Annotated in this window: 27 protein-coding genes and 1 pseudogene; 16 read left to right on the plus strand and 12 right to left on the minus strand. The window is 46.0% G+C overall.

Annotation, left to right across the window (positions count from 1 at the left end):
• Positions 1–3 precede the first annotated feature (3 nt).
• Genes DX060_RS03930 through DX060_RS11260 form a run of 5 tightly spaced genes read left to right on the plus strand, consistent with a single transcriptional unit; the run spans position 4 to position 6,115 of the window.
• A complete protein-coding gene (locus DX060_RS03930) occupies positions 4–270 on the plus strand; it encodes a hypothetical protein (RefSeq protein WP_115011252.1) in 267 nt (88 codons plus the stop codon).
• Complete coding sequence (locus tag DX060_RS11905; protein WP_258552187.1) at positions 212–3,022, plus strand: MBOAT family O-acyltransferase; 2,811 nt, start codon at positions 212–214, stop codon at positions 3,020–3,022. Before DX060_RS03930 ends, DX060_RS11905 begins: the two co-directional genes overlap by 59 nt.
• Positions 3,023–3,030: 8 nt before the next feature.
• Positions 3,031–4,095 carry a hypothetical protein gene (locus DX060_RS03945; RefSeq protein ID WP_115011253.1) on the plus strand — a complete coding sequence of 355 codons (1,065 nt, stop codon included), beginning with the start codon at positions 3,031–3,033 and terminating at the stop codon, positions 4,093–4,095.
• 52 nt (positions 4,096–4,147) lie between these two features.
• Positions 4,148–5,974 carry an ATP-dependent DNA helicase RecG gene (gene recG / locus DX060_RS03950; RefSeq protein WP_258552188.1) on the plus strand — a complete coding sequence of 609 codons (1,827 nt, stop codon included), beginning with the start codon at positions 4,148–4,150 and terminating at the stop codon, positions 5,972–5,974.
• Between the two features lie 3 nt (positions 5,975–5,977).
• Complete coding sequence (locus tag DX060_RS11260; protein ID WP_181814175.1) at positions 5,978–6,115, plus strand: hypothetical protein; 138 nt, start codon at positions 5,978–5,980, stop codon at positions 6,113–6,115.
• Between the two features lie 113 nt (positions 6,116–6,228).
• On the opposite strand, the gene DX060_RS03955 is transcribed toward DX060_RS11260, so the two are convergent.
• From DX060_RS03955 to rdgB, 6 genes and pseudogenes are all read right to left on the minus strand, one after another.
• Complete coding sequence (locus tag DX060_RS03955) at positions 6,229–6,423, minus strand: hypothetical protein (protein WP_115011255.1); 195 nt, start codon at positions 6,421–6,423, stop codon at positions 6,229–6,231.
• A gap of 45 nt (positions 6,424–6,468) precedes the next feature.
• Positions 6,469–8,274, minus strand: coding sequence for a flagellar hook-basal body complex protein (locus DX060_RS03960; RefSeq protein WP_258552189.1), 1,806 nt, complete (start codon positions 8,272–8,274; stop codon positions 6,469–6,471).
• Positions 8,275–8,310: 36 nt separating this feature from the next.
• Positions 8,311–9,135: pseudogene (gene flgD / locus DX060_RS03965) on the minus strand (flagellar hook assembly protein FlgD); the annotation flags it as partial.
• 28 nt (positions 9,136–9,163) lie between these two features.
• On the minus strand, positions 9,164–11,437 hold the full coding sequence (gene fliK, locus DX060_RS03970; protein ID WP_181814176.1) for a flagellar hook-length control protein FliK: 2,274 nt from the start codon (positions 11,435–11,437) through the stop codon (positions 9,164–9,166).
• Between the two features lie 289 nt (positions 11,438–11,726).
• Positions 11,727–12,107: a GtrA family protein gene (locus DX060_RS03975; protein ID WP_181814177.1), complete on the minus strand. Its 381-nt coding sequence runs from the start codon at positions 12,105–12,107 to the stop codon at positions 11,727–11,729.
• Positions 12,108–12,170: 63 nt separating this feature from the next.
• Positions 12,171–12,794, minus strand: a complete 624-nt coding sequence (rdgB, locus tag DX060_RS03980) for an RdgB/HAM1 family non-canonical purine NTP pyrophosphatase (protein ID WP_115011259.1) — start codon at positions 12,792–12,794, stop codon at positions 12,171–12,173.
• Positions 12,795–12,898: 104 nt separating this feature from the next.
• Here rdgB and DX060_RS03985 point away from each other — a divergent pair, with 104 nt between their 5' ends.
• Positions 12,899–14,230 (plus strand): MFS transporter, encoded by a 1,332-nt coding sequence (locus DX060_RS03985; RefSeq protein ID WP_115011260.1) that lies wholly within the window; start codon positions 12,899–12,901, stop codon positions 14,228–14,230.
• A complete protein-coding gene (locus DX060_RS03990; protein WP_115011261.1) occupies positions 14,227–15,000 on the plus strand; it encodes a PP-loop family protein in 774 nt (257 codons plus the stop codon). The genes DX060_RS03985 and DX060_RS03990 overlap by 4 nt, the downstream gene beginning before the upstream one ends.
• Before the next feature lie 7 nt (positions 15,001–15,007).
• On the opposite strand, the gene thrB is transcribed toward DX060_RS03990, so the two are convergent.
• The 6 genes from thrB to ribE all read right to left on the minus strand — a co-directional run bounded on the left by thrB (position 15,008) and on the right by ribE (position 19,821).
• Complete coding sequence (thrB, locus tag DX060_RS03995) at positions 15,008–15,910, minus strand: homoserine kinase (protein WP_115011262.1); 903 nt, start codon at positions 15,908–15,910, stop codon at positions 15,008–15,010.
• A 37-nt stretch (positions 15,911–15,947) separates the two neighbouring features.
• A complete protein-coding gene (locus tag DX060_RS04000; RefSeq protein ID WP_115011263.1) occupies positions 15,948–16,853 on the minus strand; it encodes a DMT family transporter in 906 nt (301 codons plus the stop codon).
• Positions 16,854–16,987: 134 nt separating this feature from the next.
• Positions 16,988–18,232, minus strand: a complete 1,245-nt coding sequence (locus DX060_RS04005; RefSeq protein WP_115011264.1) for a TolC family protein — start codon at positions 18,230–18,232, stop codon at positions 16,988–16,990.
• A 17-nt stretch (positions 18,233–18,249) separates the two neighbouring features.
• A complete protein-coding gene (locus tag DX060_RS04010; protein WP_115011265.1) occupies positions 18,250–18,879 on the minus strand; it encodes a C40 family peptidase in 630 nt (209 codons plus the stop codon).
• Between the two features lie 10 nt (positions 18,880–18,889).
• Positions 18,890–19,156, minus strand: a complete 267-nt coding sequence (locus DX060_RS04015) for an EscU/YscU/HrcU family type III secretion system export apparatus switch protein (protein ID WP_115011266.1) — start codon at positions 19,154–19,156, stop codon at positions 18,890–18,892.
• 5 nt (positions 19,157–19,161) lie between these two features.
• A complete protein-coding gene (gene ribE / locus DX060_RS04020; protein ID WP_115011267.1) occupies positions 19,162–19,821 on the minus strand; it encodes a riboflavin synthase in 660 nt (219 codons plus the stop codon).
• Positions 19,822–19,937: 116 nt separating this feature from the next.
• Between ribE and DX060_RS04025 the strand changes: the two genes are divergently transcribed.
• The 9 genes from DX060_RS04025 (at position 19,938) to yihA (ending at position 26,252) form a co-directional block, all read left to right on the plus strand.
• Positions 19,938–20,741, plus strand: coding sequence for a TatD family hydrolase (locus DX060_RS04025; protein WP_258552190.1), 804 nt, complete (start codon positions 19,938–19,940; stop codon positions 20,739–20,741).
• A gap of 202 nt (positions 20,742–20,943) precedes the next feature.
• The gene (locus DX060_RS11265; protein ID WP_181814178.1) at positions 20,944–21,105 is read left to right on the plus strand and encodes a hypothetical protein; all 162 of its coding nucleotides are present in this window, start codon (positions 20,944–20,946) and stop codon (positions 21,103–21,105) included.
• A 176-nt stretch (positions 21,106–21,281) separates the two neighbouring features.
• Complete coding sequence (locus DX060_RS04030; RefSeq protein WP_408938841.1) at positions 21,282–22,328, plus strand: lytic transglycosylase domain-containing protein; 1,047 nt, start codon at positions 21,282–21,284, stop codon at positions 22,326–22,328.
• A gap of 1 nt (position 22,329) precedes the next feature.
• Complete coding sequence (locus tag DX060_RS04035; protein WP_408938834.1) at positions 22,330–23,325, plus strand: septal ring lytic transglycosylase RlpA family protein; 996 nt, start codon at positions 22,330–22,332, stop codon at positions 23,323–23,325.
• A 28-nt stretch (positions 23,326–23,353) separates the two neighbouring features.
• A complete protein-coding gene (gene hisB, locus DX060_RS04040; protein ID WP_115011268.1) occupies positions 23,354–23,932 on the plus strand; it encodes an imidazoleglycerol-phosphate dehydratase HisB in 579 nt (192 codons plus the stop codon).
• Positions 23,929–24,435 carry a KdsC family phosphatase gene (locus DX060_RS04045; RefSeq protein WP_115011269.1) on the plus strand — a complete coding sequence of 169 codons (507 nt, stop codon included), beginning with the start codon at positions 23,929–23,931 and terminating at the stop codon, positions 24,433–24,435. The genes hisB and DX060_RS04045 overlap by 4 nt, the downstream gene beginning before the upstream one ends.
• On the plus strand, positions 24,428–25,042 hold the full coding sequence (locus tag DX060_RS04050) for a hypothetical protein (RefSeq protein ID WP_115011270.1): 615 nt from the start codon (positions 24,428–24,430) through the stop codon (positions 25,040–25,042). Before DX060_RS04045 ends, DX060_RS04050 begins: the two co-directional genes overlap by 8 nt.
• Positions 25,039–25,593, plus strand: a complete 555-nt coding sequence (gene lptA / locus DX060_RS04055) for a lipopolysaccharide transport periplasmic protein LptA (protein ID WP_115011271.1) — start codon at positions 25,039–25,041, stop codon at positions 25,591–25,593. The genes DX060_RS04050 and lptA overlap by 4 nt, the downstream gene beginning before the upstream one ends.
• Positions 25,590–26,252 carry a ribosome biogenesis GTP-binding protein YihA/YsxC gene (gene yihA, locus DX060_RS04060; RefSeq protein ID WP_115011272.1) on the plus strand — a complete coding sequence of 221 codons (663 nt, stop codon included), beginning with the start codon at positions 25,590–25,592 and terminating at the stop codon, positions 26,250–26,252. Before lptA ends, yihA begins: the two co-directional genes overlap by 4 nt.
• Position 26,253 lies beyond the last annotated feature (1 nt).

Consider the following 26,253-nt stretch of genomic DNA (forward strand, 5'->3'; position numbering starts at 1 on the left):
CCTATGCTCTTTAACTCCTATCTTTTTATCTTTTGCTTTTTGCCCATAGTGTGGGCTATCTTTCATCTCCTTAAAGCCCTTAGTATCACACAAAACTCTAGCGTGTATATGAGCCTTGCTAAAGGCTTCTTAGTGCTAGCAAGCTTGTTTTTCTACGCCTATTGGAAGCTTATCTATCTGCCTATACTACTAGGCTCAATGCTTGTGAATTATGGTGTGGTTAGGGGGATTTTGTGTAGTAGAAACGGGGGGGGGGGGGAAGCTAAGTAAGGATTCGGCTTGCGGGCTAGAATCGGCGATTGCTTCATCTCGCGGCGTCGATAGACCGCAAGTCTTATCTTCCTTGCGAGATTTGCAAAACGCCAATTCTAGCTCCACAATCCTAGAATCCCATAGCAGTAATGAAAGCCACAAAACAAGGCGCAGCCGCAGTTTCTTTAGTAAATCCACCGCGAGCGACTTTAAACTAGAATCCACTTTTTTACAAAGCCGCGATTCTAAGAGCAACGCCTATTTTCTGTCATTGCGAGCTTTGCTCCGCAAAGCGTGGCAATCCATAAATAAAAAAGTGGATTCTAACTTTGAAGTTATGGATTGCCACGCAACCGCTACCGCGCTTGCTCGCAATGACGCAGAAAACGCCGCTAGTAAAAACGCGGATTCTAGCACCGCCACAACTCTCAACGAGCAGCCAAAGGATTCTAGGATTTCTATCCACAACGCTCAAAATGTGTTTGATAAAAATTCGCAGGCGGAAGGATTTTGCGATGAAAAAGCAGGGTTGTGCAGTGGCGAGCAAGGAGATAAGACTTGTGGTCTATCGACGCAGGGAGCCACAAACTCCCTGCTTTTTCGCGCAAAACAAGCGAAGCGAAGTTTCTTTAGAAAACAAGCAAAGCGGTGCGAGCGTGAGCTCGCAGGTTTCTTTAGAAAGCCAACGCCCAAACCAAACCAAGCCCAATCCTCCAAAAAGCTCAATCACCCTAAAGCCCTTTTAATCCTTGGCATTATCTTCAATCTCTGCTTGCTAGGTATCTTTAAATACACAGACTTTTTCTTAGAGAATTTCAATCTTTTTACCAAGCTTTTAGCTTTAGACTTTGCTATCCCGCTGCCGCATATTCTCCTGCCCTTAGCCTTATCGTTTGTAACATTCCAGCAAATCGCTTTTCTTGTGGATTGTTATAAGCAAGCCACAGAGAGAGAATCAGCCCCAGAATCCAGCAATCCAACACAAGAAATCCCATATACGAATTTTTTGGATTACTGCTTGTTTATCACTTTCTTCCCTCAGCTAATTGCCGGACCGATTGTGCATCATAAAGAGATGATGCCGCAGTTTCACGCAATGGGCAGGAGGGCTTCGGTATTGGGCGAGCATTCCCCAAAAAGCTCCCATAGCCCCACCGCAATTCCTAAAATCCTTGAAGAAAAACAAGCCGAGTGTGAAAAATCGCCCTTCTTGTCATTGCGAGCCGACTTGTCGGCGCGGCAATCCACACAAACACAGACACAAAACCTAGAATCCACTTTTGATAAAACGCAAATGGATTGCCACGCAACCGCTGCCGCGCTTGCTCGCAATGACGCAGAAAACACCGCTAGTAAAAAAGTGGATTCTAGTGTGGATTGCCACGCAACCGCTGCCGCGCTTGCTCGCAATGACAGAAATAACGCCACTTTTGGAAAAGTGGATTCTAACCTTGAAGCTGAAAATGTAAAAAACACCGCACAGGATTCTAGGATTTGCTATGAGAAATCTTTGCTTTGCGAGCCGCGCAAGGAGATAAGACTTGAGTGTCTATCGCGTGAGCTAGGCGATGCAATCAAAGATTTATCGCGCAAAACAAGCGAAGCGGTGCAAGGCGAAGCCGAAGCAGGTTTCTTTAGTAAAGCCGAATCCTCCAAAAAAACTGAATCGCTCCAAATGCAAAAGCCAACGCCTAGTATTATAAATTGGGAATACATCGCCAAAGGTCTCTTCATCTTCTCCATCGGTCTTTTTAAAAAAGTAGTCATCGCCGATAGCTTTGCCAAATGGGCAAATGCTGGATTTAGCGCGGTAGAAAATGGAGCTGTTTTAAATTGCTTAGAATCGTGGGCGACAAGCTTAAGCTATACCTTTGAGCTTTACTTTGATTTTAGCGGGTATTGCGATATGGCAATAGGGCTGGGGCTGCTTTTTGGGATCATTTTGCCTATCAATTTTAGCTCACCTTATAAGGCATTAAATATCGCGGAGTTTTGGAGAAAGTGGCATATCACTTTAGGGAGATTTTTGAAAGAGTATCTCTATATCCCACTAGGGGGCAATCAAAATATTAAACGCGTTGTCTCTTTGACTCAAAATGGCGATTACAGCGGCGATTCTGCACTCATTAGCATTCAAGGTAAATCCCTTGAATCGCCTTGTAAAGCCCCATTTTTAGCTCAAAGATACTGCCGCGAGCCTGCACCACAGAAAAAAGAATCGTGGCTTAATAATCTGCTTACATTAAGAAATCTGTTTATCGTGGCGTTTTTAAGCGGAGTGTGGCACGGAGCTGGGTGGGGGTTTGTGATATGGGGGAGCTTGCACGGGCTAGCAATGGTAGTGCATAGGGGTTATATGCTTTTGTATAAAAAGCTGGATTCTAGGGTGGTATATGCTCGCTTTATGCAAAGCAAAGCCTATATCCTTCTGTGCTGGCTGCTTACTTTTAATTTTGTCAATATCGCTTGGGTGTTTTTTAGAGCTGAAAATGTGCAAGGAGCAATCAACCTGCTTAAAGGAATGTTTGGTGGAGAGGTGGTGTGGCTTAGGCTCACAGACTCTGGCACAGTTAGCACAAACTCTATCGAAGTGTGGGGGTGGATTTTCCTAGCGTTTATCCTAGCTCTAGCGTGTAAAAATAGCATAGCCCTAAGCACGCATATCAGCAGGGTGGGCGTTATTTTTGCTGGTGTGGGCTGCGCGATTTGCTTGCTAAAAATCATCGGCGATAGAGGTGCTAGCTCGCCGTTTTTATACTTTAATTTCTAGGGGCGGTTATGGAGTATAGGCGATTAGTGGTAGGTTTTGGTATATCTGTGTTGGTGGCTGTGGTGGGGTATTTTACTATGCTGGTAGTTGGTGTGCGCTACCAAATGCCACTGCTAAAAAATGCTGAAGTGTGGCTAAAAGATGTCTATGCGGTAAAAGATAGGCTAAACAAAAAGCCCACACAACGCCCGCGCGTGCTTATCTTTGGTGGGTCAAATGTGCTTTTTGGCTTTAATGGGGCGATGATAGAGGCTAATGTCCCTGTCCGCTTTATCAATTATGGCACACACGCGGGGCTGCCGATCAACTACCAAGTGGATAAAATCCTACACACAGCAAGGAGTGGGGATATTGTCTTCTACTCGCCTGTCTTTAGCGCGTTTTTTGCCACAGAGCCTTATGAAGATTTGTGGTATGTCCAAAATATGATGTCTTGGGATAAGGAGTATGATAAATTCATCACAAAAAAGTCTGTATTCCTAGCATATCTTTATAATGATCCTATGCGGATATTTCAAAATCTAGCCAAAATCCTTGTGCGCTCTCTCCTTAAAACCAAAGAGCCAGCCACACCTAAAGCCAACGCCACCCCCACTAAAAAGTTGCTAAAAGATGGCTTGCAGATTTTGCCTTGTGGGCAGGAATTTTACGGATATAGTTATAGATCGCTTAGTGCAAATGGGGATTTTTGCTCGCAATACACTGCTACAAGCTTGGCGGCAAATGAGCCATATATCTATGCTGATGCCACGCTCTCGCGCTTTTTTATCCAAGAGTTTTCGCGCTTGCAAGACTTTGCTAAACGAAGTGGTATTAAGGTGTTTTTGCTCTATCCTGTGAGTATGGAGAATCCACTCTTTAGCCATAATGATAGCAAGACACTAGAGAAAATCCACCGCCTAGAGTCCCAGCTTTTAGCGCGTAATATAGGCTTTGCAAACTCGTGGGAAGATGCGCATTTTGATCGCAAATATTTCTATGATACAGGCTATCATCTTAACAAGCACGGCGTAGAGCTACACACCATAGCCTTTATCAAGCTACTGCGCTCTATCTTGCAAGCAGGGGGCTAAAATACTATAATCGCGCTAATCCTAGGGCGGAGGCAGTATGGGCGGAGGCAGTATGGGCGCGCAAGAGTTGCAGAAGTTTGGATTCTCTCATTTGCTAGAGTTAGCGACCTTTGCCCCATATAATTATGAAAGCACAATGCTTATAGATGATTTGCGTAGTGGCGCACAAGGCGTGCTTGAAGTGCGGATCCTAGCCCATAGAAGCTATGCCAAAGTGCTGCAAATCTCTGCTTATATGCTTGCTTTCTCCCAGCCCATCACGCTGACCTTTTTCCACCCAAAGCCCTATATCAAAAGGCTTTTTCCGCTAGATTCTGTGGTGTTTGTGCAGGGAGCTTTGCGCGATGATGGGGGGAGATTTTCGATGATCCAGCCAAAGACTATCCGCGAGATCAATGCCATAATCCCAAAGTTTAAGACCACGCATAAAAATGCAGATATGATAAGCCTAACCCAAAGCCTAATCACACAAGAAGCCCTGCAAGAGTGCGGGCTACCTAGTGATGTGGCAGGCTCTCTTGTGCGGATTTTCCACCCGGATAAAGAGCTTTTCCACGCTTTTTGTGCGCATAAGGGCTTTGATGAGAAGAGTCTTTATGCGCTGAAATTTTGCGAGATTTTTTATCATCTGTCGCGTTTGGCAAGTAAGCGCAGGGACTATCCAGCTAAATACTCTTGCACAGGGGATTATCAAAGCTGGGTAAAGAGCCTGCCCTTTACTCTCACTAATGCCCAGCAGCGTGTATGTGCGCAAATCGCCAGCGATCTCGCCAGCCAAAAAGCGGCTAAAAGGCTTGTGATGGGCGATGTGGGCTGCGGGAAGACTATGGTGATTTTGGCAAGTGTGATGATGAGCTATCCTAAGAAGTCCTTGCTTATGGCACCTACAAGCGTGCTAGCAAAGCAGCTTTATGAGCAAGCTCTGCTCTATTTGCCAAAATCGCTCAATATCACCTACATTAGCGCGGAATCTAAGCAGGATTTACAAGGGCTTTTTGCTTCTCAAGTGGATTTTATCATCGGGACACAAGCCTTGCTCTATCGCGAGATCAGCGCGGAAGAAGTCGCGCTTGTGATGAGCGATGAGCAGCATAGATTTGGCGTGAAGCAGCGGTATTATCTCGAGCAGCTTGCGCAAGTGGATTCTAAGAGCAAGCCCCATATCTTGCAGTTTTCTGCCACGCCAATCCCCCGCACAATGGCTATGCTAGAATCCAAAATGATTGATGTAAGCATTATCGATGAGCTACCTTACCCCAAAGATATTACCACCGCTATCATAGGCAAGCCACAATTCAGCCAGCTGCTTGCGCATATCCAAGCAGAAGTGGCTAAGGAGCATCAAGTAGCGATCATTTATCCGCTTGTAGAAGAGAGCCAGAGCAGCCAATATCTCTCGCTAAAAGAGGGCGAGAGCTTTTGGAGGGCGCGATTTGCGCGCGTGTATAGCACTTCAGGGCAGGATAAAGACAAAGAAAAGGTGCTAGAAGAGTTTGCGGCAAATGGCAGTATATTGCTCGCTACTACGCTTATAGAAGTGGGGATCTCACTGCCAAAGCTCTCTACCATTGTCATCATTGCCCCAGAGAAGCTAGGGCTAGCGACTTTGCACCAGCTAAGAGGCAGAGTGAGCCGCAATGGGCTTAAGGGCTACTGCTATCTTTATACGCACGCGCTAGAATCCACGCGGCTCCAAGAGTTCGCAGCGCATTTGAGTGGGTTTGACATAGCTCAAATTGATTTGAAATACCGCAAAGGTGGGGACTTGCTTGATGGCAAGAGGCAAAGTGGAGCGCAGTGGGTGTGGGCGGACTTGAGCCAAGATGAAGAGATACTTAAACGCGCTAATGAACTGCTGGATAAGAAAGGCGATGTGTAAAAAGTGGATTCTAGGATTGAAGCCCAAATTCTGTCATCGCGAGCCTTGCGCCACGCTACCCCCTCCGTCATCGCGAGCAAGCGCGGTAGCGATTGCGTGGCGATCCACATATCCGCGCAAGCGGATTCTAGGAAATGCTAGGAATGTCTATTGTGCTAGCGCAAAATTTATGGATTACCAAAGAAGCTGCGCTACGCTTGCTTTGCCGCGCGGATTTTCAATCCACTCGCAATGACAGAAAATAGGCTTGCTTCCTAGAATCCACTTTTTGACTTGCCGCGTTTTTCTGTCATTGGCAGCATCGCTTGCACCGCGTGGCAAAGCGCAGCTTCTTTGGTAATCCATAGTGTTTGCGGCAGCAAATGAGCGGTGTTCCTAGAATCCATTTTTGTTATAGATTGCCACGCTTTGTCTTGCGCCAAAGCTCGCAATGACAAAGAGAGTTTCATCGGCTGACAATGACAGAAGATGGGCTTTACACTAGAATCTATCGGCTATTTTTTCAGCGCGATTGCTTCTTTGACCAAGTCATCGCCGGTGTTAAATGCCTTGGCATTCATCGAGTAGCCGCGCTGATAGAGAATAAGATTTGTCAAAGCATTGCCTACATCGACATTGCTTGTCTCTAGGTATTTATGCTTGATTTGCCCAAATTTGAGATTCCCTTCATTGTTCCAGCCTAGGATTGGATTGCCACTTAGGACTCTGTTTTGCCCGCCAAGGGCATTTGTCCCTAGGCTATAGACATTATCACCCATTTTTTTCAAGCCCTGATCATTGACAAACGCCACCACACCAAGCCGCCCCATAGGCTCGCTCACGCCATTGCTAAAGGCTAGGAAAATAATGCCATTTTCATCGATCCTAATATCTTTGAGCGAGCCTTCTGCCTTGCCATCTTGGCTTGCTTCAAGCATTTTAGAATCCTCATAAGGCAGATTCCTTGAGGTGTATTTATCGCTGCCTGTGATTGAGTAGGTGATCTTGGAGTCTTTGAAGTCAAGCTCCATAGGGGCGGACTCTGGCTTGCCGTCTTTGTCAAAGACTAGCTCTTGGGTAACAGGCTCTTTGCTTATCATAAACTCACCACTAAAGTCATATACTGCGCTTTGCACAAGCCATTTTTGCGGGATTGGCGGTGTGCCTGTGGGATCGCCAGCGTCCATTAGATAATACTCACTCTTTAGCAAAAACTTCCCCCCATCTTCATCATAAATATCAAGCGAAGTGGAGTAAGTAGCGATCTTTAGGTCTTTGGATTGGATATGCTCATCTTGGGCTAGGGGGATAGCAGAAGTGCTAATGCCTATGCGATTTGAGAGCGCGCCGCCAATAGTTACTTCAAGCTTTTGGGCTTGGGGGTTTTTGACACTAAAGGCTAGATTACCCCTTGCTCCAAGTGTGGGGCTAAGCTCTAGCCCACTTTTGCTAAAAAGCTCCATAAGCTCACCTATGGTGCGAAACTCATTAGCACTAGCTCCGCCGCTGCCATAGCTAAAGCGCAAGGTCTCTTCACTCTCACTACCTTCTTCACCCTTTTTGATAGTGATGATGATGTCCCTAAACGCACGCGGGTCAAAGGGCTGCCCATCATCATCGGCAAAGGAGGCGACATCTTGGCTTTTTACACGCGATTCATCAATCACGCCATTTGGCACGAGAAATTCCTGCGCACTCTTGAAGTTGGACTTTGCATTGAGATTGACTGCTACATCGACTTTAGTCGTTACTACGGGGTGGAATTTCAGCTCTTGGGGGATTTGCAAGGGGTGCATTTGCCCTGTTGGCAGAGAGGAGAGATCTTGCTCGCTAGGATTTGAGGTAAAGACTCCATCTTTGATCTTATCAAGATTCACACCATAGACATACTGCCCGCTAGAAGTTACCAAATACCCATCAGAGTCACGATTAAAGCCGCCATTGCGCGTGAAGTAAATGGGCTGGGGCATTTCATAGCCATCTTCTTTGACTTCAAAGCTCCCATCTTGCTTCTCGCCCACGACAAACCAGCCTTTCCCCATATACGCCACATCAAACTGCCCATCGCTTGGGTGGTAATTGCCATTTTTGGTAGAAATGGCATTGCTAGCTCCTGTCGCGCCATAGGAGCGGTCGTTGTTGGTGATGGTGCTGGAGTTTAGGGTGTCCATTTGCGCACTAAAGAGATTTTTAAACTCAGGGATATTTTCTTTAAAGCCATTGGTATTGACATTGGCGATGTTATTAGAGATAGAATCTAGCCCAAATTGATGGGTCTTCATACCGCTATAAGAGTTTAAAATCGTATCATTCATAGCCATACTTGCTCCTTTACGCGCCTTGCCCTAGCGCACTAGCTCTTTATCTTTGTCATAAAACTCAAGCGCAGCACTAAGGGGCAAGATCAGCTCGCCCATACGGATAAGCGGCTTGCCCTTGTCAAACAGCACGCTTTGGATCTCGCCTCGCCCCACACGCGTTGTTAGGTAGTGATTGGTCTTTGGGTCAAGGTTGTATTCTGCCTCCACAGAGTAAGAGCCAGAATCCATCTGCTCGCCCCTGTCATTTAGCCCGTCCCAAGCAAAGTCCAAATACCCTTGCTGCCCATTTTTATCATCAAGTGCGATTGTGCGCACCAGCTGCTTGCTTTCATCAAAGATCTGCACCACTGCCTTGCCCTTGCTCGTATCAATGGGGCGATCAAAAAAGAGCGAGAAATGCACCTTGCCCTCCCCTGTGTAATTCACGCCGCTCACATCAGTTTCAGCGATCTTGCCTACCATAGCCACACTTTGGAACGCCGAGCTTTGCGCCATTTGCCCTGCTGCTTCAATGCTATTATCCACGCCTTCTCCTAGCTTGTCCATAGTCTCTTTGAGTGTGGATTGGAAGTTTTTGAACTCTTCATTGCTCTCTTGCATAACTTTCATAGAATCCACCATTTCTTTCATCGCTTTTTTGTTTTCTTCTTGCATTTCGACTTGGGTGAGCTGGGCGGTTTGGGTGATGATTTTCTCCGTCTCCATAGGCGCGGTGGGGTCTTGGTTTTTCAACTGCTCTAAAAAGAGCTTCATAAAGGCATCTTTATCTAGCCCATTGGCGATTTTGGGGGACTTTTCTTGCGTTTTTTTAATCTCGCTTGCCTGCTTTGCCCCTGTAACTTCTGCCAAATCAAGTGCCATACTCTCTCCTTACTTCCTTGTTTAAATGCTACGCATACAGCGGTAGGGTGATTTCCATACTAGGCTCGCTAGAATCCTTCGCCAAAGGCACAAAGCCTTGTTGATTGTCTCTAACGTTTTGATCTGCGCCATTGTGGCTATCGCCACCAAATCCACCTTGTGAGCTAGAATCGTGCGAGAAGCTTAGATCTATGCCATCAAAGCCTTGGGCGATAAGGTTTTGGCGTAAATCTAGCTGATTTTGCGCAAAGATATTGATCGCTTGAGGGTTTGATACTACGCTTATATGCAAGTTATTGCCCCTTTGCGTGATTGTAAGCTCGATATTGCCTAGCTCTTTGGGATTAAGCTCTAGGGAGATCTTATTCATCGGGGGCTTGAATTTTTTCACCTCTTGGTCAAATTGATTGACAAATGAAGTGATCATCTCTTTAACCTGTGGCTTGCTTAGCTCTTGCTTCATCGCACTAGCCCCCAAAGCCGCACTTGCAGCAAGCTTAGATTCTGGCTTAGAATCTAGCTTTTGCTCGCTAGCTTTATCAGTCTTTTGGGGTTTGCCAAGCTCTTGGAGCTCTTTAGGCATAGGCTCAAGCTCTTGCATAGGCTCTGCTAGGCTAGATTCCATCTCCATAGCGCGGGCTAGCTCCTTTTGCACGCTAGATTCTGGCTCTGGGCTTAGGACTCTAGCCTCTTTGCCTGCTTGTGCAGTGGGGCTGGCTTTGTCTTTTGCATTAGTCGCAGCCTTTGTGCGTGCGTTTTGATCCTTTGGATCTTTGCTGGATTTTTGGGATTCTTTTAGGGCTTCTTGCGCACTTTGGACCAAAGCTGAAGCAGCCATAGCCGCACTAGCACTTGCTAGCCTTTGGGCAGTTTGTGTGGGCTGGGATAGCCCTTGTATAGGTGCTTTTGGGGCTATATCACTCTCTTTGCTAGCAAAAAGCTCAGCTTTAATCTGCTCTAAGTCCAGCTCCCTGCCTGCGACAATGTCTTTTTGTATCTGCTCAAAGACTCTTTCTTGTCTCTCGTTTTTAATCCTAGATTCTGTGATATTTTTGGGTAGTGTCTTGCCGCGATTGATGATAGCAATTTTCTCTGTTTTGCTTTCAATGGCGTATTCTATGCGATTAGCCTTACCACTTCTGCGTGCTGCTGCATCAAGGGCATTTGCCGCACTAAGCATAGAAAAAAGCGGGCGCAAGCTCATCTCATCTTGCTTGTCAAAAAACTGCTTGATCCCTTCACTTGCTGGGGCTTCGCGCAAGCCCGTGCGTGCTTGCACAGAGTTTTTAAACTCATCTTCTTGCTGGGTAAATTCTGCTTTGCTAGGGTTTAGCCCGAGATCTTGCGCCTTTTGCACCACATCGCCTAATGTCGGGGCTTTTGCAGTAGGGTTGGCAGGGGTGGGGGCATTAGATTTTGGCGCATTGGCTTGGGCATTGGCTAGAGGGCTGCCCCCGCCTGCGCTAGATCCTACACTAGATCCTGCGCCTATCTTGCTAGAATCCTTGATCGCCATATCTTGTGCCATAGCTGCAGCAGCCCCGCTAGCTTGCAAAGCGGCTATGCCAGATTGCGCTACTTCAGCTCCGCTAGAATCCACTAGGCTTTGAGTAGGGGCGTTTGTGGGAGTGGGGGTAGCAGGAGTGCTAGAATCAGCCTTATTGGCATTTTGCGTGATTTTTGATAGGAAGCTCTCTTGTGGCTCTTGCTTTGCCATATCATTTAAGCTCTTTTTCTGCGGTGCTTGCGGACTAGAATCCACTAGGGCAGGGGTTTGGGGCTTTAGGCTTTTTGCAAGGCTAGATTCTAGTGTATCTTGCTCGCTTTTAGCTTGCCCATTTTGAGTGGGGGATTTGGGTGCATTGCCAGAGACTTGCCCAGAGATTTGCGATGCAGAAGCCTGCAGTGCAGCCCCCAAAGGATTGCTTGCTTGCGGGAGATTGGCAGAAGTGGCTTGTGTAGGGGCGTTTGCCTTATTGGCAGGCGTATTTGGGCTAGGGGGCGTGCTAGGTGGTGTGGAGATAGATTGCACTTGAGCAGGAGTGCTAGTGGCAGGGAGATTTGGGCTAGGTGTGCTAGATTTTGCATTTGCCTGTAAGGCAGGGGTTATAGGCTTAGTGGCTTTGGCTATGGACGCATTTGCTGGCTTTGCTTGTGGGGCTGTGTCTTGGGCTTTTAGCGATTGCTCAAGCACACTTTTAAAATCTGGCACAAACTCAGCCTTAGGTGCGGCTTGCTTGGGGGGATCCACAGGAAACGGAGTCTTTTTAACAGCATCAATCTTACTTACTTGCTCTAGCACTTCTTGATCCTTGCTTGAAGATTTGACAATCCTAAGCAAAAAGGATTCCATATTGAAAGCCACAATTCTAGCAAATCTTAGAATCCACTTTTGAAGGGTGTTTAACTTCACAAAGTCGGTTTTACTTCCGCACGATTCTAAGGGTTGCGGTGGGGACCGTGGTTGTTTTACGCTATTTTTAGGGCAGAGCAAGACTAGAGGTCTGCGGTTGTCCTAAAAATAGCGTAATCAATCGCATTGCTTACCCAAGACTAAATCGCCCAAGACTGAATCGCTCAACCGCAACGCCCTACTGCTTAAACGCCCAAAACTTGCTGATAATATACCCACTTGCTGTATAAAACACCGCGGCAATAATTTGTGAGAGATATTTATCTACCAAAAAGACGCGATGGCACACAATCAGCACGCCAAGATTGATGAGATAGGCTAGCCCCATAGCCACGCCAAAGCGGATAAGATCTTGCTTATGAGAGTTGGTAGATTGAAAAGTAAAGGTCTTATTAAGTATATATGAGTTGGCAAATCCCACTGCATAGCCAAGGACATTTGCCACTTCTGGGATCACGCCAAACCACATTAGCACAAGGATCACAACCCAGCACACAAGCGTATTGATCCCGCCGACAATGGCATATTTCACCGCACTCATTTGTAGCACTTTTTTCACATTAGCTCCTTTCATCGCTGCATTGCCACCGACCCTTTTGACCGCCTATTGCAAAAGTGGATTCTAGGCGTGCGCTAGGCGGTCGCGGATTTGCAGCAGGGCTTTGTAGCGGTGGGATAGGGAGTTTTTCACTTCAGAGGGTAGCTCAGCTAGGGTTTGTGAGAATCCATCTGGGATAAACATCGAGTCATAGCCAAAGCCATTATGCCCTCTCTCTTTATTGATCACTTCTCCTTCACACACGCCATTTGCCACATACTCCACATACTCGCCGCGCGATCCTATGCCTACTAATGCCACGCAAGCTACAAACTGCGCCCTAGAGCTAGTAACCCCTCTTTTCTCTAGCTCGATGATAAGCTTGCAGCGGTTCGCGCCATCTTCGGCATTTCTATGTGTAGTGCTTGCATAGCGCGCGCTTTTGACTCCGGGCTCTCCACCTAGCGCATCGACACAAATCCCGCTATCATCGGCTATCACAAACACACTATACAGATTCCCGGGCAGAGCGTTAAACACAGCTTTTGCCTTGATAAGGGCATTGTCTTTAAAAGTAGATCCCCACTCTTCAGGCTCTAGCAAGATATTTGCATCCTTTTGGCTAATCACCTGCCCCAAATCCCCAAGCATTTCGCGGATCTCGCGGATTTTGCCATTATTCCCACTAGCGACAATAAACTGAAACATCTACACTCCTAAATGATGAAATACTCTCACAAGCACAAAGCCAAGCTTTGATAAAAACCAGCTATAATAGCAGATTTAACACAACTTAACTCAAGGATTATCCAATGTTCAAGGCAATTCTCCCCCTAAGCTTCGTGGTATTTTTGCGATTTTTAGGGCTATTTATCGTGCTACCTGTGATTTCTTTGTATGTTGCAGAATTTGGCGAGACTTCAGCGATCTTGCTAGGGCTAGCGGTGAGTGGGGCATATCTTACGCAAATCATCTTCCAAACGCCCTTTGGAATCCTAAGCGATAAAATCGATCGCAAAAAGGTCGTTATGGCAGGGCTTTTGATTTTTCTTATCGGCTCTGTTATGTGCGCATTAGCCGATAATATTTATATGCTTATCCTTGGGCGATTTATCCAAGGAGCAGGCGCGATAGGCGGTGTGGTAAGCGCGCAGATCACTGATCTTGTGCGAGAAGAGCAGCGCACAGGGGCTATGGCGATTATGGGTGGGGGGATATTTGCTAGCTTTACACTTGCTATGCTTATTGGTCCAATCATCGGCGGCTATGTCGGCGTGGCGTGGCTCTTTTGGCTTACAGCACTACTGACAGTTATCTCAATGATCTTGCTCCTTGTAGTCCCTGCTACACCTAAAATCTCCTACTCTTTTAAGCAAAAACCACAAAAAAGCGCGCGCAATCTCAATCTCACCATTATGAATTGCAGCTCCTTTTTAGAAAAAATGTTTATGACGCTTATTTTTGTGGTGATTCCTCTGTGCTTTGTCAATGAGCTAGGAGCGCATAAAGAAGATTTATGGAAGATCTACACTCCAGCGGCACTTTGTGGGATTTTCGCCCTAGCACCTGCGAGTATTTTGGCAGAGAAGTATGGCAGGGCGAAGCTCGTGCTAGGCTATGGTGTGGGGCTATTTTTGATCGCATATATGCTGCTTGCCATTGGTGGGGCGGAAAACTACTTATGGCTTTTTGTGGCTGGGATCACGCTATTTTTCATAGGGTTTGCGACTTTAGAGCCTATAATGCAATCACTCACAAGCAAGTATGCTAAGGCGCACGAGAGAGGCAAGGCATTAGGAGTTTTCACCACTTATGCGTATGCAGGGTCGTTTGCAGGTGGGGTGCTAGGGGGCGTGCTATACCACCATTTTGGGATTATGTGGATAGGGATTATTGTCTCAATCATTTGTGTGCTATGGCTAGGCTCTTTGCTCTTCCTAGCAAACCCCACAAAGCAGAAAAATCTCTATCTCCCCATAAGCGAGTATGCTAGCGACAAAATCGCTACCCTAGAATCCACAAATGGCATTATCGAAATCTACACCAACGACACAGAAGGCGTGATTGTTTTAAAATACAATAGCGATATGCTTGATACGCACAATGCCCAAGCCATAGCCGATACCATAAAGAAGCCCCAATGACAGCCCCTATAATTAGCAAAAAAATCCTAAACATCGTAGGGCGCACCAATGCCAAATACAAGCTTATACAAGAGGGCGATAGAATCCTACTAGGGCTAAGTGGAGGCAAGGACTCTATGCTGCTTGCTACAATCCTTGCTTATATGAAAAAGCACGCGCCTTTTTCCTTTGACTTTAAGGCAGTTACGATTGATTATGGCAGAGGCGGGGAGTATGACTACATCATCAAGTATTGTGAGCAAAACAATATCCCTTATGAGAGAATCCGCACAGATATTTATAAGATTTTAGAAGAGCATAAACGAGAGGGGACAATTTACTGCAGCTTTTGCTCTAGAATGCGCCGCGGCAGTCTCTATACGCTTGCACTAGAAGGCGGCTTTAACAAAATCGCCCTAGGACATCACTTAGATGATGCGGTGGAGAGCTTTTTTATGAATCTTAGCTTTAATGGTGCGCTGCGCTCTATGCCGCCCATTTATCGCGCGCAAAATGGCTTATATGTCCTGCGACCGATGATTTTCGTGCGTGAGCGACAGATCCGTGATTTTATCGCTCATAACAACATCTACATAGCCCCTGATTGCAACTGCCCGATAAATTGGCTGCCTGAAGACAAACGCCCCAAATCTCGCGCCAACACCAAAAAAATGCTAGAAACCCTAGAGCTTGAGAATCCACTTTTATTCAAATCGCTAAAAAATGCCTTTAGCAATATACACGCAAATAGCTTCTGTGATGAGCGATTTTTAGACCCGCAAGAATCCTAGCTAGAATCTATATCTTCTCATCGCTAAAAATAAGCCCATCATTATCAAGTCGCATAGGGATCACGCGAAAATGCTGGAATCTATCTTGCAAGGCTTGAAGCAAGCGGCTCATATCGCCCTCTAAACAGAGATTAAAAAAGCTACTCCCACTGCCTGAAAGTGTGCTCATTAGCGCGCCATTTTCTAGTGCGCATTTTTGCACGCTAAAAAGCACAGGATATTGGCGCATTCTGCGCTCTTGGTGGAGCTTATCTCTGCTTGCTAGCCTTAGCAAATCCCACTTTTCTTGCATAATCGCCGCGCTTAAGACACTTGTGTGCGACATATTGTAGATGACATCTTGGCTTGAGTATTTTTTGGGCAGGCTTTGGCGAGAGTATTTAGTCGAGATAGAGCGATTGGGGATCACCATAACCGCGCGTAAATATGCAGGCATAGTATGCGTAATGACACTTACCTTCCTAGAATCCACCCTGCCCCCTAGCATAGAGATAGTAAATCCCCCAAACGCCGCTGGAGCGATATTATCAGGGTGTGGCTCATAGACTAGGGCTTGCTCTAAAATATCTTGCTTGTTTATAGGGAGATTTGCCACCTTATGTGCTGCTGCGATCGCCCCCACAATCACTGCCGAGCTGCTGCCCATACCCCTTGATACAGGGATTTTGTTAAAAAACTCAAAGCGGAATTCTCTCTCATCTACCCCCAAATGCTCCAAGGTCTTGCGGAAAATTTTTACAAACATATTATCCGCTAAAAATCGCTGCACCCCCTGCCCCTCTCCATAGATCTCCACGCTACTCTCACGCGCCCTTGTGATATGAAACTCATTGCGAAAATCTAGACTAAGCCCAAGCACATCAAGTCCGGGTCCCAAATTAGCACTTGTAGCAGGCACACTAAGAATCATTTATCCCCTTTAGTTTTTAATGCAATTATAGCAAAGGCTAAGTTTTTCGATAGACTAAGATTAGCCCCCCAAAGACAATCGCACCAATGCCAAGCAGCATTAGCACACTAGGCACGCCATCAAACGCCACGCCAATTAGCACAGAAAACACCACATCAAGATAGCTCACGCCTGCGACTATGCCAGCCTTTTTGGCTACGCCATAGCTTTTGGTAATGTGGATTTGATACAGCACGCCAATAATCCCCATAGCCCCGATAAACACCCACGACTTCACATCTGGCATAACAAAAGGCGCGATGAAAAAATCCAGCCCACTAGGGGCGTAAAATGCCCCTATCATCATAGAGCAAAGTGGCAGAATCGTCCCAATAGCGATAAATGAAAAGGCGATATACTCTGTGGGATAGAAATTGCGCAAGCTACGCACGCTCACAAGAGCCAATGCGGCAAAAAACCCACTCACCACACCAAGCATAGCATTTTTGCTATCAATTTGTATTAGGCTAGCATCAAAGGGCTGGAAAATACAAAGCACCCCAGCAAACGCGATGAAAATCCCCACCCAACCGCGCAGCCCTATGCTTTCTTTAAACAAGAAAAACGCAATAAGCGTGATGAAAATAGGCGAGGTCTTTTGAAAAGCAAATGCCCCACCAAGCGAAATATGCGCGACATTATAAAAAAACAAATATAAAGAAATCGTCCCCACAAGTCCTCGAAAAAGCAGTAGGAAAAAATGCCCCCCAGCCTTGTGGATTTTGACTTTACTTAGCAGATAGAGCATAAATACCATTCCAATAGCATTGCGGAAAAACATAATCTCAATGCTAGGCAACCCCTCTTGACTTAAAATCTTTGCACACATACCTATAAGAGCAAACTCTAGGCAGGCAAGCACCATAAAATACACGCCAAGATTATGTCTAATCACTGCAAACATTTCACACCTTCTGGATTCTACTATGCTTCACGCACGGCTTTTGCCGCTTGCAATCTCTACAACCTGATCTCTTACAACCTGCCATAGCTAAAAGTGGATTCTAGTAAGCAAAGCACTGCAATCATCTGCCTAGGCTATGGATTGACTAAACGCTCTATCCTAGATTGAATGCTCACGATATTATAACGCGCTTGGTTGATGTTTGTCTGCATTGTTGTAAGCAGTAGTTGGGCGTTGATTAGCTCGGTGTAAGTGGAGAGATTTTGCAAATAGCGGTTGTTTGTGATGATGTAATTCTCTTTGGCTTGGTGGAGAGAATCTTGCGAGATAGTAAGCTGGTGCTTGGCATTGGCATAATCACGCAAAAGCCCATCGATTTGCAAGCTCGCATTTCTCTCATACTGCAAGAGATTTTGCCTAAGCGCGTATAAATCATACTTTTTGACCTGATAGGCAAAGCCATCGCGCAAGCCGTTGAAGAAATTTAGCGTGAAGTTTAGTCGCACTTGTGATTGCAAGCCGTAGTAGTTGTTTGCCCTGCCTGCGCCATCGATATACCAATGTTTAATGCCTGTTAGATCAAGCTGGGGGAGAAACTGCGCCTTTGTCATTTGGAAGGCTAGATCCGCGGATTTGACTTGGGATTTGACTAGGAGATAGTCGGGATTGCGCTCTAGAATCTCTGCGATTAAATGCTGCTTGTCATAAATGTGTAAATGCACCTTTTGTATCTCTTCTATTTGCTCTACTTGCACACTCTCCCCAAGCAAATTCTCTAGCTCATTAAGCGCGTAGGTTAGATTCATCTTGGCATTTTCTAGGGAAATATTGGCATTAGAGAGTTGTAGCTGCATTGTAAGCACTTCATTTTTGGCACGCAAGCCCTGCTGGTAGAAAGAATTTGCCTTTTTAAGCTGCTCATTAAGCAAGCGGGCGGATTCTTGCGCGGTGTTTAGCAAAGCCTTGCTCTGTAAGATTTTGATATATGCAAGTCTAGTGTTTAGGATAATATCTGCTCTAGCGCTATGGAGCAAAAACTGCTGGCGGACAAGATTTTGCTTAGATTCTGCGGTGGTCAAATAGTCTTTAAATCCACGGAAGAGATTTATACTCGCGCTTAAGTTTATGTCGTTTAAAGAATAGTGCGGCGAGAGACTTGGGGCATTGTAGCTATATGTATAGCCGCTACTAAGCGTGGGCAAAAAATTCGCGTAGGTGGAGTATTTGTTGTAAGTAGCAGCAGAGACATAGTGCATTTGGCTTTGCACTTTTGCTGAGTAGCGTAGGGCTTTATCGATGGCTTCTTCTAGCGACAATCCGCTCAAAGCCACACAGCTAAACACAGCATAAACACACAAACTTCTACATAATATCTTCAAGCATTATCCTTGCATATCTAGGGAATATCATAGCGCACAGCCTTGATAAACTTAGGCTTCCAATAGCTATGAGAAAGACTAGCAATTTTCGCGCCACCTTTTGCTGATAGGTGCAGAAACTCGCCATCTTGTAGATAAATCCCCACATGATAGCCAAGCGCACCTCGCCCTGTTTTGAAAAACACCAAATCCCCCGCTTGTAGCTTGCTTTGCTTGATCTTTTTGCCGCCTTTCATTTGATCAATAGTCGTGCGAGGGAGCTGTGCCCCAAAGCTCTCACTAAACACACTTTGCACAAAGCCACTGCAGTCTGCTCCGCTCCTTTTCACACCTCCAGAGACATAGGGCGTAAATTTCCAGCGACTCTGCTGGGAGAGGAGCACGCCAATCACACTAGAATCCACTTTTTCATCATTTGGGTTTGTGGATTGCCACGCCGCTTGCGTGACTTTCGATGATGATTGGGGTATTTTGTCAAAAGTGGATTCTAGGGCAGTGTGCTTGCGGCGGGATTTTTCACTCTGTGTTTGTGTGCCATAGCCTGCTTGGCGGGCGTGTGCATTAAAGTCCTGCAAAAAGCAGCCCTGCACATACACACCACAAACACCGACACAAACAACAAACCGCAAGGACACTACCGCTCGCATAAAGGCTCCATTATATGCGACTTAGCTGGGCGTTAGACTCTAGGCGATTAAGCCATACAAACACTCTCACCACCGCTTCATACAGCTCCACTGGAATCTCGCTTTCAATCTCTACTTGCAAAAGCATATCCACTAGCTCTTCATTGGCAAATAAAGGGACATCGTATTCTTTAGCCTTAGCGATGATTTTTTCTGCGATACTACCCTTGCCGCTTGCTAGCACCTTTGGGGCGCGATCTTGCTGGGCGTTATAGGCTAGGGCTGCTGCTTTTTGCATACGCGCTAATACCTTAGGGCAATATCATCAAGCTCGCTCCAGCTTGGCTTTGGCTTAGTGTTTAGAGCATTTGCGGCAAAGGCACGCATAGATTCTGCATTGCTCATTTTGGCAAGGATATGTGCCACTGATCGCACAAGCACATCTGTTTCAATATTGACCCTGCGCCCTACGCGATAGCTTGCAAACAAGGTGTTTTGCATTGTGTGGGGGATAAGTGTGAGTGTGAAGCTATCGCGCTGCACGCTAGAAATCGTTAGGCTAATGCCATCGATTGTGATAGAGCCTTGTGGGATAGCAAGCTGCAGTGTAGGCTCATCTGCTGCTATGGTAAAAAGCGTTTGATTAGCGTGGGGATTTATGGCAGTGATTGTGCCAATGCTATCAATATGCCCCTGCACGAAATGCCCATCTAGCCGAGAGTCCGCTCGCAGTGCAGGCTCGATATGCACACACTTAGTGTAATTCTCCATAGCTACGCTTTGGGCTGAATGCTTAGAAATCTCTAGGGAAAAGCCATCGCTATGAAGTGCGATCACTGTCAAGCACATACCATTGACCGCGATACTATCGCCAATTTGCGGTGTATATGTGCTCTCAAGTCGCAAGATGTTGTTTTCTAACGCACGCACCTTTGCGATCTCTCGCACCAATCCACTAAACATACTAGAATCCTAATTGTGTAATCTTGATAAGTGTGGATTGTAGCAAAACTTTGTATAGCAAACTAGGCAGTATGCAAATTTAAGCTACAATGCGCAAAAACTTCAAGAGAGACACAATGCAAGCCACAATGCCACTATTTATCGATACACACTGCCATCTTGATGATGAGCGTTATATAACAGATCTAGCGCAAGTTATAGCACAAGCCAAAGAGCTTGGGGTAAAGGCGTGCATTATCCCAGCTGCTAGCCCATCTACGCTTAATCGCGCTAGAGACATAGCCCAGCAATATCCGCATATTTACTTCGCTTGCGGACTGCACCCTTGCGAGATTAGCCACGAGAATGCTAGCATAAGCAATCGCTCCACCCTGCAAGAGTGCTTTAGCCTACTTGATGAGCCACAATGTATCGCCATAGGTGAATGTGGGCTAGATTATTACCACTTCTTAGAATCCACTTCTAAGCAGGAGCAAAAGCGCAACCAAGCAGAAGTTTTTATCGCGCATATTGAGCAGGCAATAGCGCGGGATTTGCCCCTAATTGTGCATATACGAGAAGCGAGCAATGATGCCTATGAGATTTTATCCCAATACCCAAAGGCACGCGGTGTGCTGCACTGCTACAATGCCGATGAGATTTTGCTAAAGCTTAGTGATCGCTTTTACTATGGCATTGGTGGGGTGGCGACATTTAAAAATGCTAGAAGACTCCTAGAAGCCCTGCCTAAAATCCCATTAAATCGCATTGTCCTAGAAACTGACGCCCCCTATCTCACCCCACACCCACACAGAGGGCAGCGCAATAGCCCAGAGTATATCCCGCTAATCGCCCAAAGAGTCGCAGAGATCTTATCAGTCCCACAAGAGCAGCTAGCAGATATTAGCACAAGTAATGCGTGTGAGTTGTTTGGTATCTAAAAGTGGATTCTAGCGGAGCGATTCAGTCTTGGGTGAGCAATGCGATTGATTACGCTATTTTTAGGACAACCGCAGACCTCTAGTCTTGCTCTGCCCTAAAAATAGCGTAAAACAACCACAGCCCCACCACAATGCTTAGAATCGTGTTGAAGTCCAACAAGCTTTGTGAAGTAAAATAGGCTTGCTTGCTAGAATCCACTTTTTGAAAAAGTTGATTCTAGCAATAACGCCTTTTCTCCGTCATTGCGAGCTTTGGCGCAAGACAAAGCGTGGCAATCCAAAACAAGCGACAGCGGTGCAAGGCGAAGCCGCAGCAGGTTTCTTTAGAAAACAAGCAAAGCGAAGTTTCTCTAGAAATCCATAAAAACAAAAATACATAAAAGTGGATTCTAGGAAAATCTGCTATAATCGCGACTTTTTACTACCAATGCCAACATTCAAGGAGATGGAGTGTCGCTTTTCTCGCCACTGCAATACACACACAACGCCAAAACACAAATACAAAAAACCCTTAGCATAGGATTCTTACTTGCTAGCCTAATGACAAGTGCGCATAGTGGGGGCTTTATCCCTGATAATCACACTGCTTCTACACTGCATTCTCTAGGCGTTGGCGTGGAGTTTTTAAGCTCTTTGCACTCTAATGCTATCTTGCAATCTGCTAGCACAGATACGCGATGGACACGCTTTGTGCAGCAATTTGATGCAAGCTATGAGTTTATCCCCATTATCCGCTCAATGATCGTGCAAGCGGGGATTCCGCAGGAGTTTTTATTCCTAGCGATGGCGGAGTCTGGATTCTCATCAAGAGCATATAGCAAAAAACGCGCGGTAGGGATTTGGCAGTTTATGCCCTATACGGCAAAGGATTTAGGGCTTGTGATAAACGACTATGTCGATGAGCGCAGAGATCCTATCAAAAGCACGCAAGCAGCGATCAAGTATTTGCAGTTTCTCTATAACGCCACAGGGCAGTGGTATCTCGCAGCAATGGCGTATAACTGCGGGCTTGGGCGACTCAAAAAGGCGATTGAACGCGCTGGAAGCAGTGAGCTAGAGGTGCTACTTGATGAGCGAGAAAAGTATCTACCCGGCGAGACGCGCCAATATATCCGCACGATATTGAGTATGTCCCTAGCCTTTAGCAACACGCAAAAAATGCAAGCCGTTGATAGAGAGTATCTCCTAAATCGAGGGGCATTTGATACCCTAGCCCAAGTGCAAATAAAGGGCGGCACACTGCTAGCAAGTATCGCAGCAGGAGCTGGAATGAGCCTAGCAGATATTAAAAAATACAATCGCCACTTAACTTATAATTTCCTCCCAAAATCAAGCAAGCAATACGCCATTTATATCCCTTATGATAGGCTCGCGCATTTTAAGCAAAACTACGATCCAAACGCGCTGCCTAGCGCGAACTTCATCTTTCACAAGGTCAAAAAGGGCGAGAGTCTTGCCTCCATTGCTAAGAAATATGGCATAAGTATGGAGGAGCTAAAACTTAGCAATAATTTCTCAAGCAAGCAAACAATCTTTGCCAATCAAAAAATAGTAATCCCCATATTGCAGCAAATCGCGCAAAACTAAAATGACAGCACAAGCCCGCCCCATACTGCTACTACAAGCATTCAGTGCTATGATTCTAGGGCTTTTGGCTATGCTTGGGATTTTAGGCTGTGCGAATGAAAGCGTATATCGCGGAGGGATTGGGGCATTTAGCGATTATGATAGCTTGCAGTCCTATCGCTCCACAAGCTCTCCTACGGCAAACTATATCAATCAAGCCTTTGGTGGCGATGTCTTCACGCTTGGGAAAAATGGCAGTAACTTTAGCGCGAGCAATGCCCCAAGTGATAGCTTCAGCGGGTCAAATGCTTCACTTCTGCGCGGTATGCGAGAGAGCGAAGCGATCCAAAGAGCGACTATGCGCCCTTACCAAATCGCTGGGAAGTGGTATTACCCCACGCAGGTCAAAGTAGGCAAGACTTTTGATGGGATCGCTAGCTGGTATGGTCCAAACTTCCACGCCAAAGCCACTTCAAATGGCGAGACCTACAATATGCACGCCCACACTGCTGCTAGCAAAACCCTGCCGATGAATACCATTGTAAAAGTCTTTAACAAAGACAATGGCAAGACAACGATTGTGCGTATCAATGATCGCGGTCCATTTGTCGATGGACGCATAATCGATCTCTCCAACGCCGCAGCAAAGGACATTGATATGGTGCAAAAAGGCACGGCAAAGGTGCGTATAGAAGTCATAGGCTTTGGGGGCAAAGTCGATAAGCACTATCAAAACACCCTTAATGTCTCAAATGAAGCGATCCAAGATGAATTTGAAGTAGGGAGCGATGAGAGTCAAGCAGTCTCTGGGGGGTCATTTTCACTACAACTAGGCGTGTTTAAGCAAAAGGGTGGCGCGCAATCTACTAAGCAAAAATACAGCGACACAAACTATAATGCCATAATCAAAGAGCAAGATGGCTTGTATAGGGTATTTTTACAAGGATTTCAAAGTGAAGAAGAAGCCCAAGACTTCGCCAAATCCCATAGTCTAAGCCCCGTTATCGTGCGCGACTAGAATCCACTTTTACACTACAAGGAGCAATATGCAGCACCTAGAGCGATCAACCAAAGAAACACAAATCACTGCAAGCCTAGAGATCTATGGCAGCGGCACAAGCACAATACAAACAGGTATTGGGTTTTTCACCCATATGCTTGAAGCCTTTAGCAAGCACGCGCTTTTTGACATCACACTAGAATGCAAAGGCGATATAGAAGTGGATTTTCATCATAGCGTGGAAGATTGTGGGATCGTGCTGGGCAAGCTTTTAGCCCAGAGTATTTACCCTGTATCTAGTATAGAGCGATTTGGCAATGCCGCTGTGGTAATGGATGAGGCGTGTGTGGAGTGTGATATTGATATTAGCAATCGCGCGTTTTTGCACTTTGATATGGGAGAGGCGTATTGTGGCAAGGTGGGGGAGTTTGATGTAGAGCTTGTAGAAGAGTGGTTTCGCGCGGTGTGCTTTAATGCCAATTTGAGCGCGCATATCGTGCTAAAAAGGGGCAAAAATCTCCACCACATCACAGAAGCGGCATTTAAGGCATTTGGCGTGGCGTTGCGCAGGGCATTAAGCAAGAATGAGCGCGTGGTGATCCCTAGCACAAAGGGCTGCTTATGATACGCTTGCTGCTACTTGATGTCGATGGCACACTGACAAATGGCACAATCAACTTCCTTGAGCTAGATGGCGGCATTTATGAGTCTAAGTCCTTTCATATCCACGATGGCTTAGGGATTGCCGCGTGGCTTAAGCTTGGGCGAGAGGTGGCGATCATCTCTGGGAGAGAGTCTAAAGCCTTGCGGAAGCGAGCAAGTGAGCTAGGGGTTACTAGGATTTTTATGGGTGTGCAGGATAAATCTGTCATCGCTAGAAGTATCATCTCTGGGCTTAATCTCTCTAAAGATGAAGTAGCCTGTATAGGCGATGATATAAATGACTTAGGTATGTTTAGAGAATCTGGACTGCGCTTTGCCCCAGCTAATGCCAATGCCTACCTACGCTCACAAGCAGATGTCTTGCTCACACATACCGGTGGCAATGGGGCTGTGCGAGAGATGATAGAGTTTATCTTGCAGCGCAATGAAGAAGAATATCAAGAATTTTTAGCCCTCTATGAGTAAGATTCTAGCCCTAGCACGCAAGATGATTGATATGCTTAAACCTTATTGCAATGCTGATTATAGTGTGCATTGGTTTTTTGCTTTCATCTTTGCTGGGGTTTGTCTTTTTATCATCACTTTTGCCAAAGATACGCAAGCCATCTTGCTCAAACAAGCCCAAATGCCCCTTGTAGAACTCTATGATTTTTCTATCTATCAAACCACCGACACAGGCGTGCAAGTCCATATCCAAGGCACAAAAGCCCTGCGCTATGCAGAATATGAACAAAGCTTTGAGACACTTTTGCGTAAAATCTCCCCCAAGCTCCGCAACACCCCGCGCATAGTAGAGTATCTCTATGGGCAAGAAATAGTGCGCACAAACAACATCTACACATTCAACAAAGGCGGGGTCTATGCTAAAAATAGCGGCGAGGTCTTTTATAGCAAACGCGCGAAATACGATCTATCAAGCGAGATTTTCACAGGGATTGGGGCATTTTGGGCAAGCTCGGTGGAGGGCAGCATAGAAGGGCAAAATATCATCTATAACCAAAAGCTTCAAACCACAACTGCCAGCAATATCATCGCTACAATCGATCTACAAGCACATAAGGATAGCAAATGAAATATTCTTTTACACTAGAATCCACTTTTGCATATATATGCGTAGTTTTGGGGCTATGTGTGGCTGCGGCAGCAGAAAATCTTGATATACAAGCCCAGCAAGTTTTCGCCGATGAGAAAAAGGGCATTACCACCGCTACGGGCAAGGTCAAAATGGTAAAAGGCGAGGACAAGCTCAATGCCGATAAAGTCAATGTCTATGTCAATAAAAATCGCAAGCCGCTTAAGTTTGAAGCCATAGGCAATGTAGATTTCCTCTTGCTCACCCAAGATGGCAGAAGGCTTAAGGGCAAGAGCGATACGCTTATCTATCTCATAGAAGCCAATGAATACCAGCTAATCGGCAACGCCCAAGTGCAAGAAATCGGCAAGCCCAATTTCTTAAAAGGGGAGAAAATTGTCTTAAACAACGACAATGGCATTGCCAATGTAGAGAGCAATAGCAATGCCCCTGTGCGTGTCATCATCGATCTAAACGATATGCAAAATACCCCCTCCAATAGCCCAAAATCCCCAGAATCCAAAAAAGTGGATTCTACTCCATCGCAATGATCACAATCACAAACGCACACTTTCTCACTTCTGCAAGTAAGCTTAGCGAGTGTCCTGCCCCTACGACAAGCGAGATTGTTATGCTAGGGCGAAGCAATGTAGGCAAAAGCACCTTTATCAACACGCTCCTAGAATCCAATCTTGCTAAAAGCTCCTCCACACCGGGCAAAACACGGCTTATAAACTTTTTCACATCAATATGGCACGATCAAGAAAAGGACCTGCATATCCCTATATCGCTTATCGACTTGCCCGGTATCGGCTATGCCAAAGTCTCTAAGCAGGAGCTTACTCTCTGGCAGCGCAATTTGTGGGAGTTTTTGCAGCAAAGAAGCAGTATCAAGCTCTTTATCCACCTAATTGATGCTAGACATCAGCAGCTTGCCATTGATAGCAATCTAGCCAGCCAGATTCAAGCAATATTACGCGGCGATCAGATTCTACTCCCTATCTATACCAAAGCCGATAAACTCACCAAAAACGACCTAGCAAAGCTCAGGCAAAAAGCAGCACTAATCACCACAAATAACGCTACAATAGCACGCACAATCTATCGCCCAAAATCCCCACAAGATCCAACTCTCCTTGATATGATAAGAGAGCGTATCTTTTACGCGCTTTTAGGCGATATAAGCACCGATATACCAAACAAGGGATAGC

The sequence above is a fragment of the Helicobacter canis genome (assembly GCF_900451095.1).
Lineage (GTDB): Bacteria > Campylobacterota > Campylobacteria > Campylobacterales > Helicobacteraceae > Helicobacter_B > Helicobacter_B zhangjianzhongii.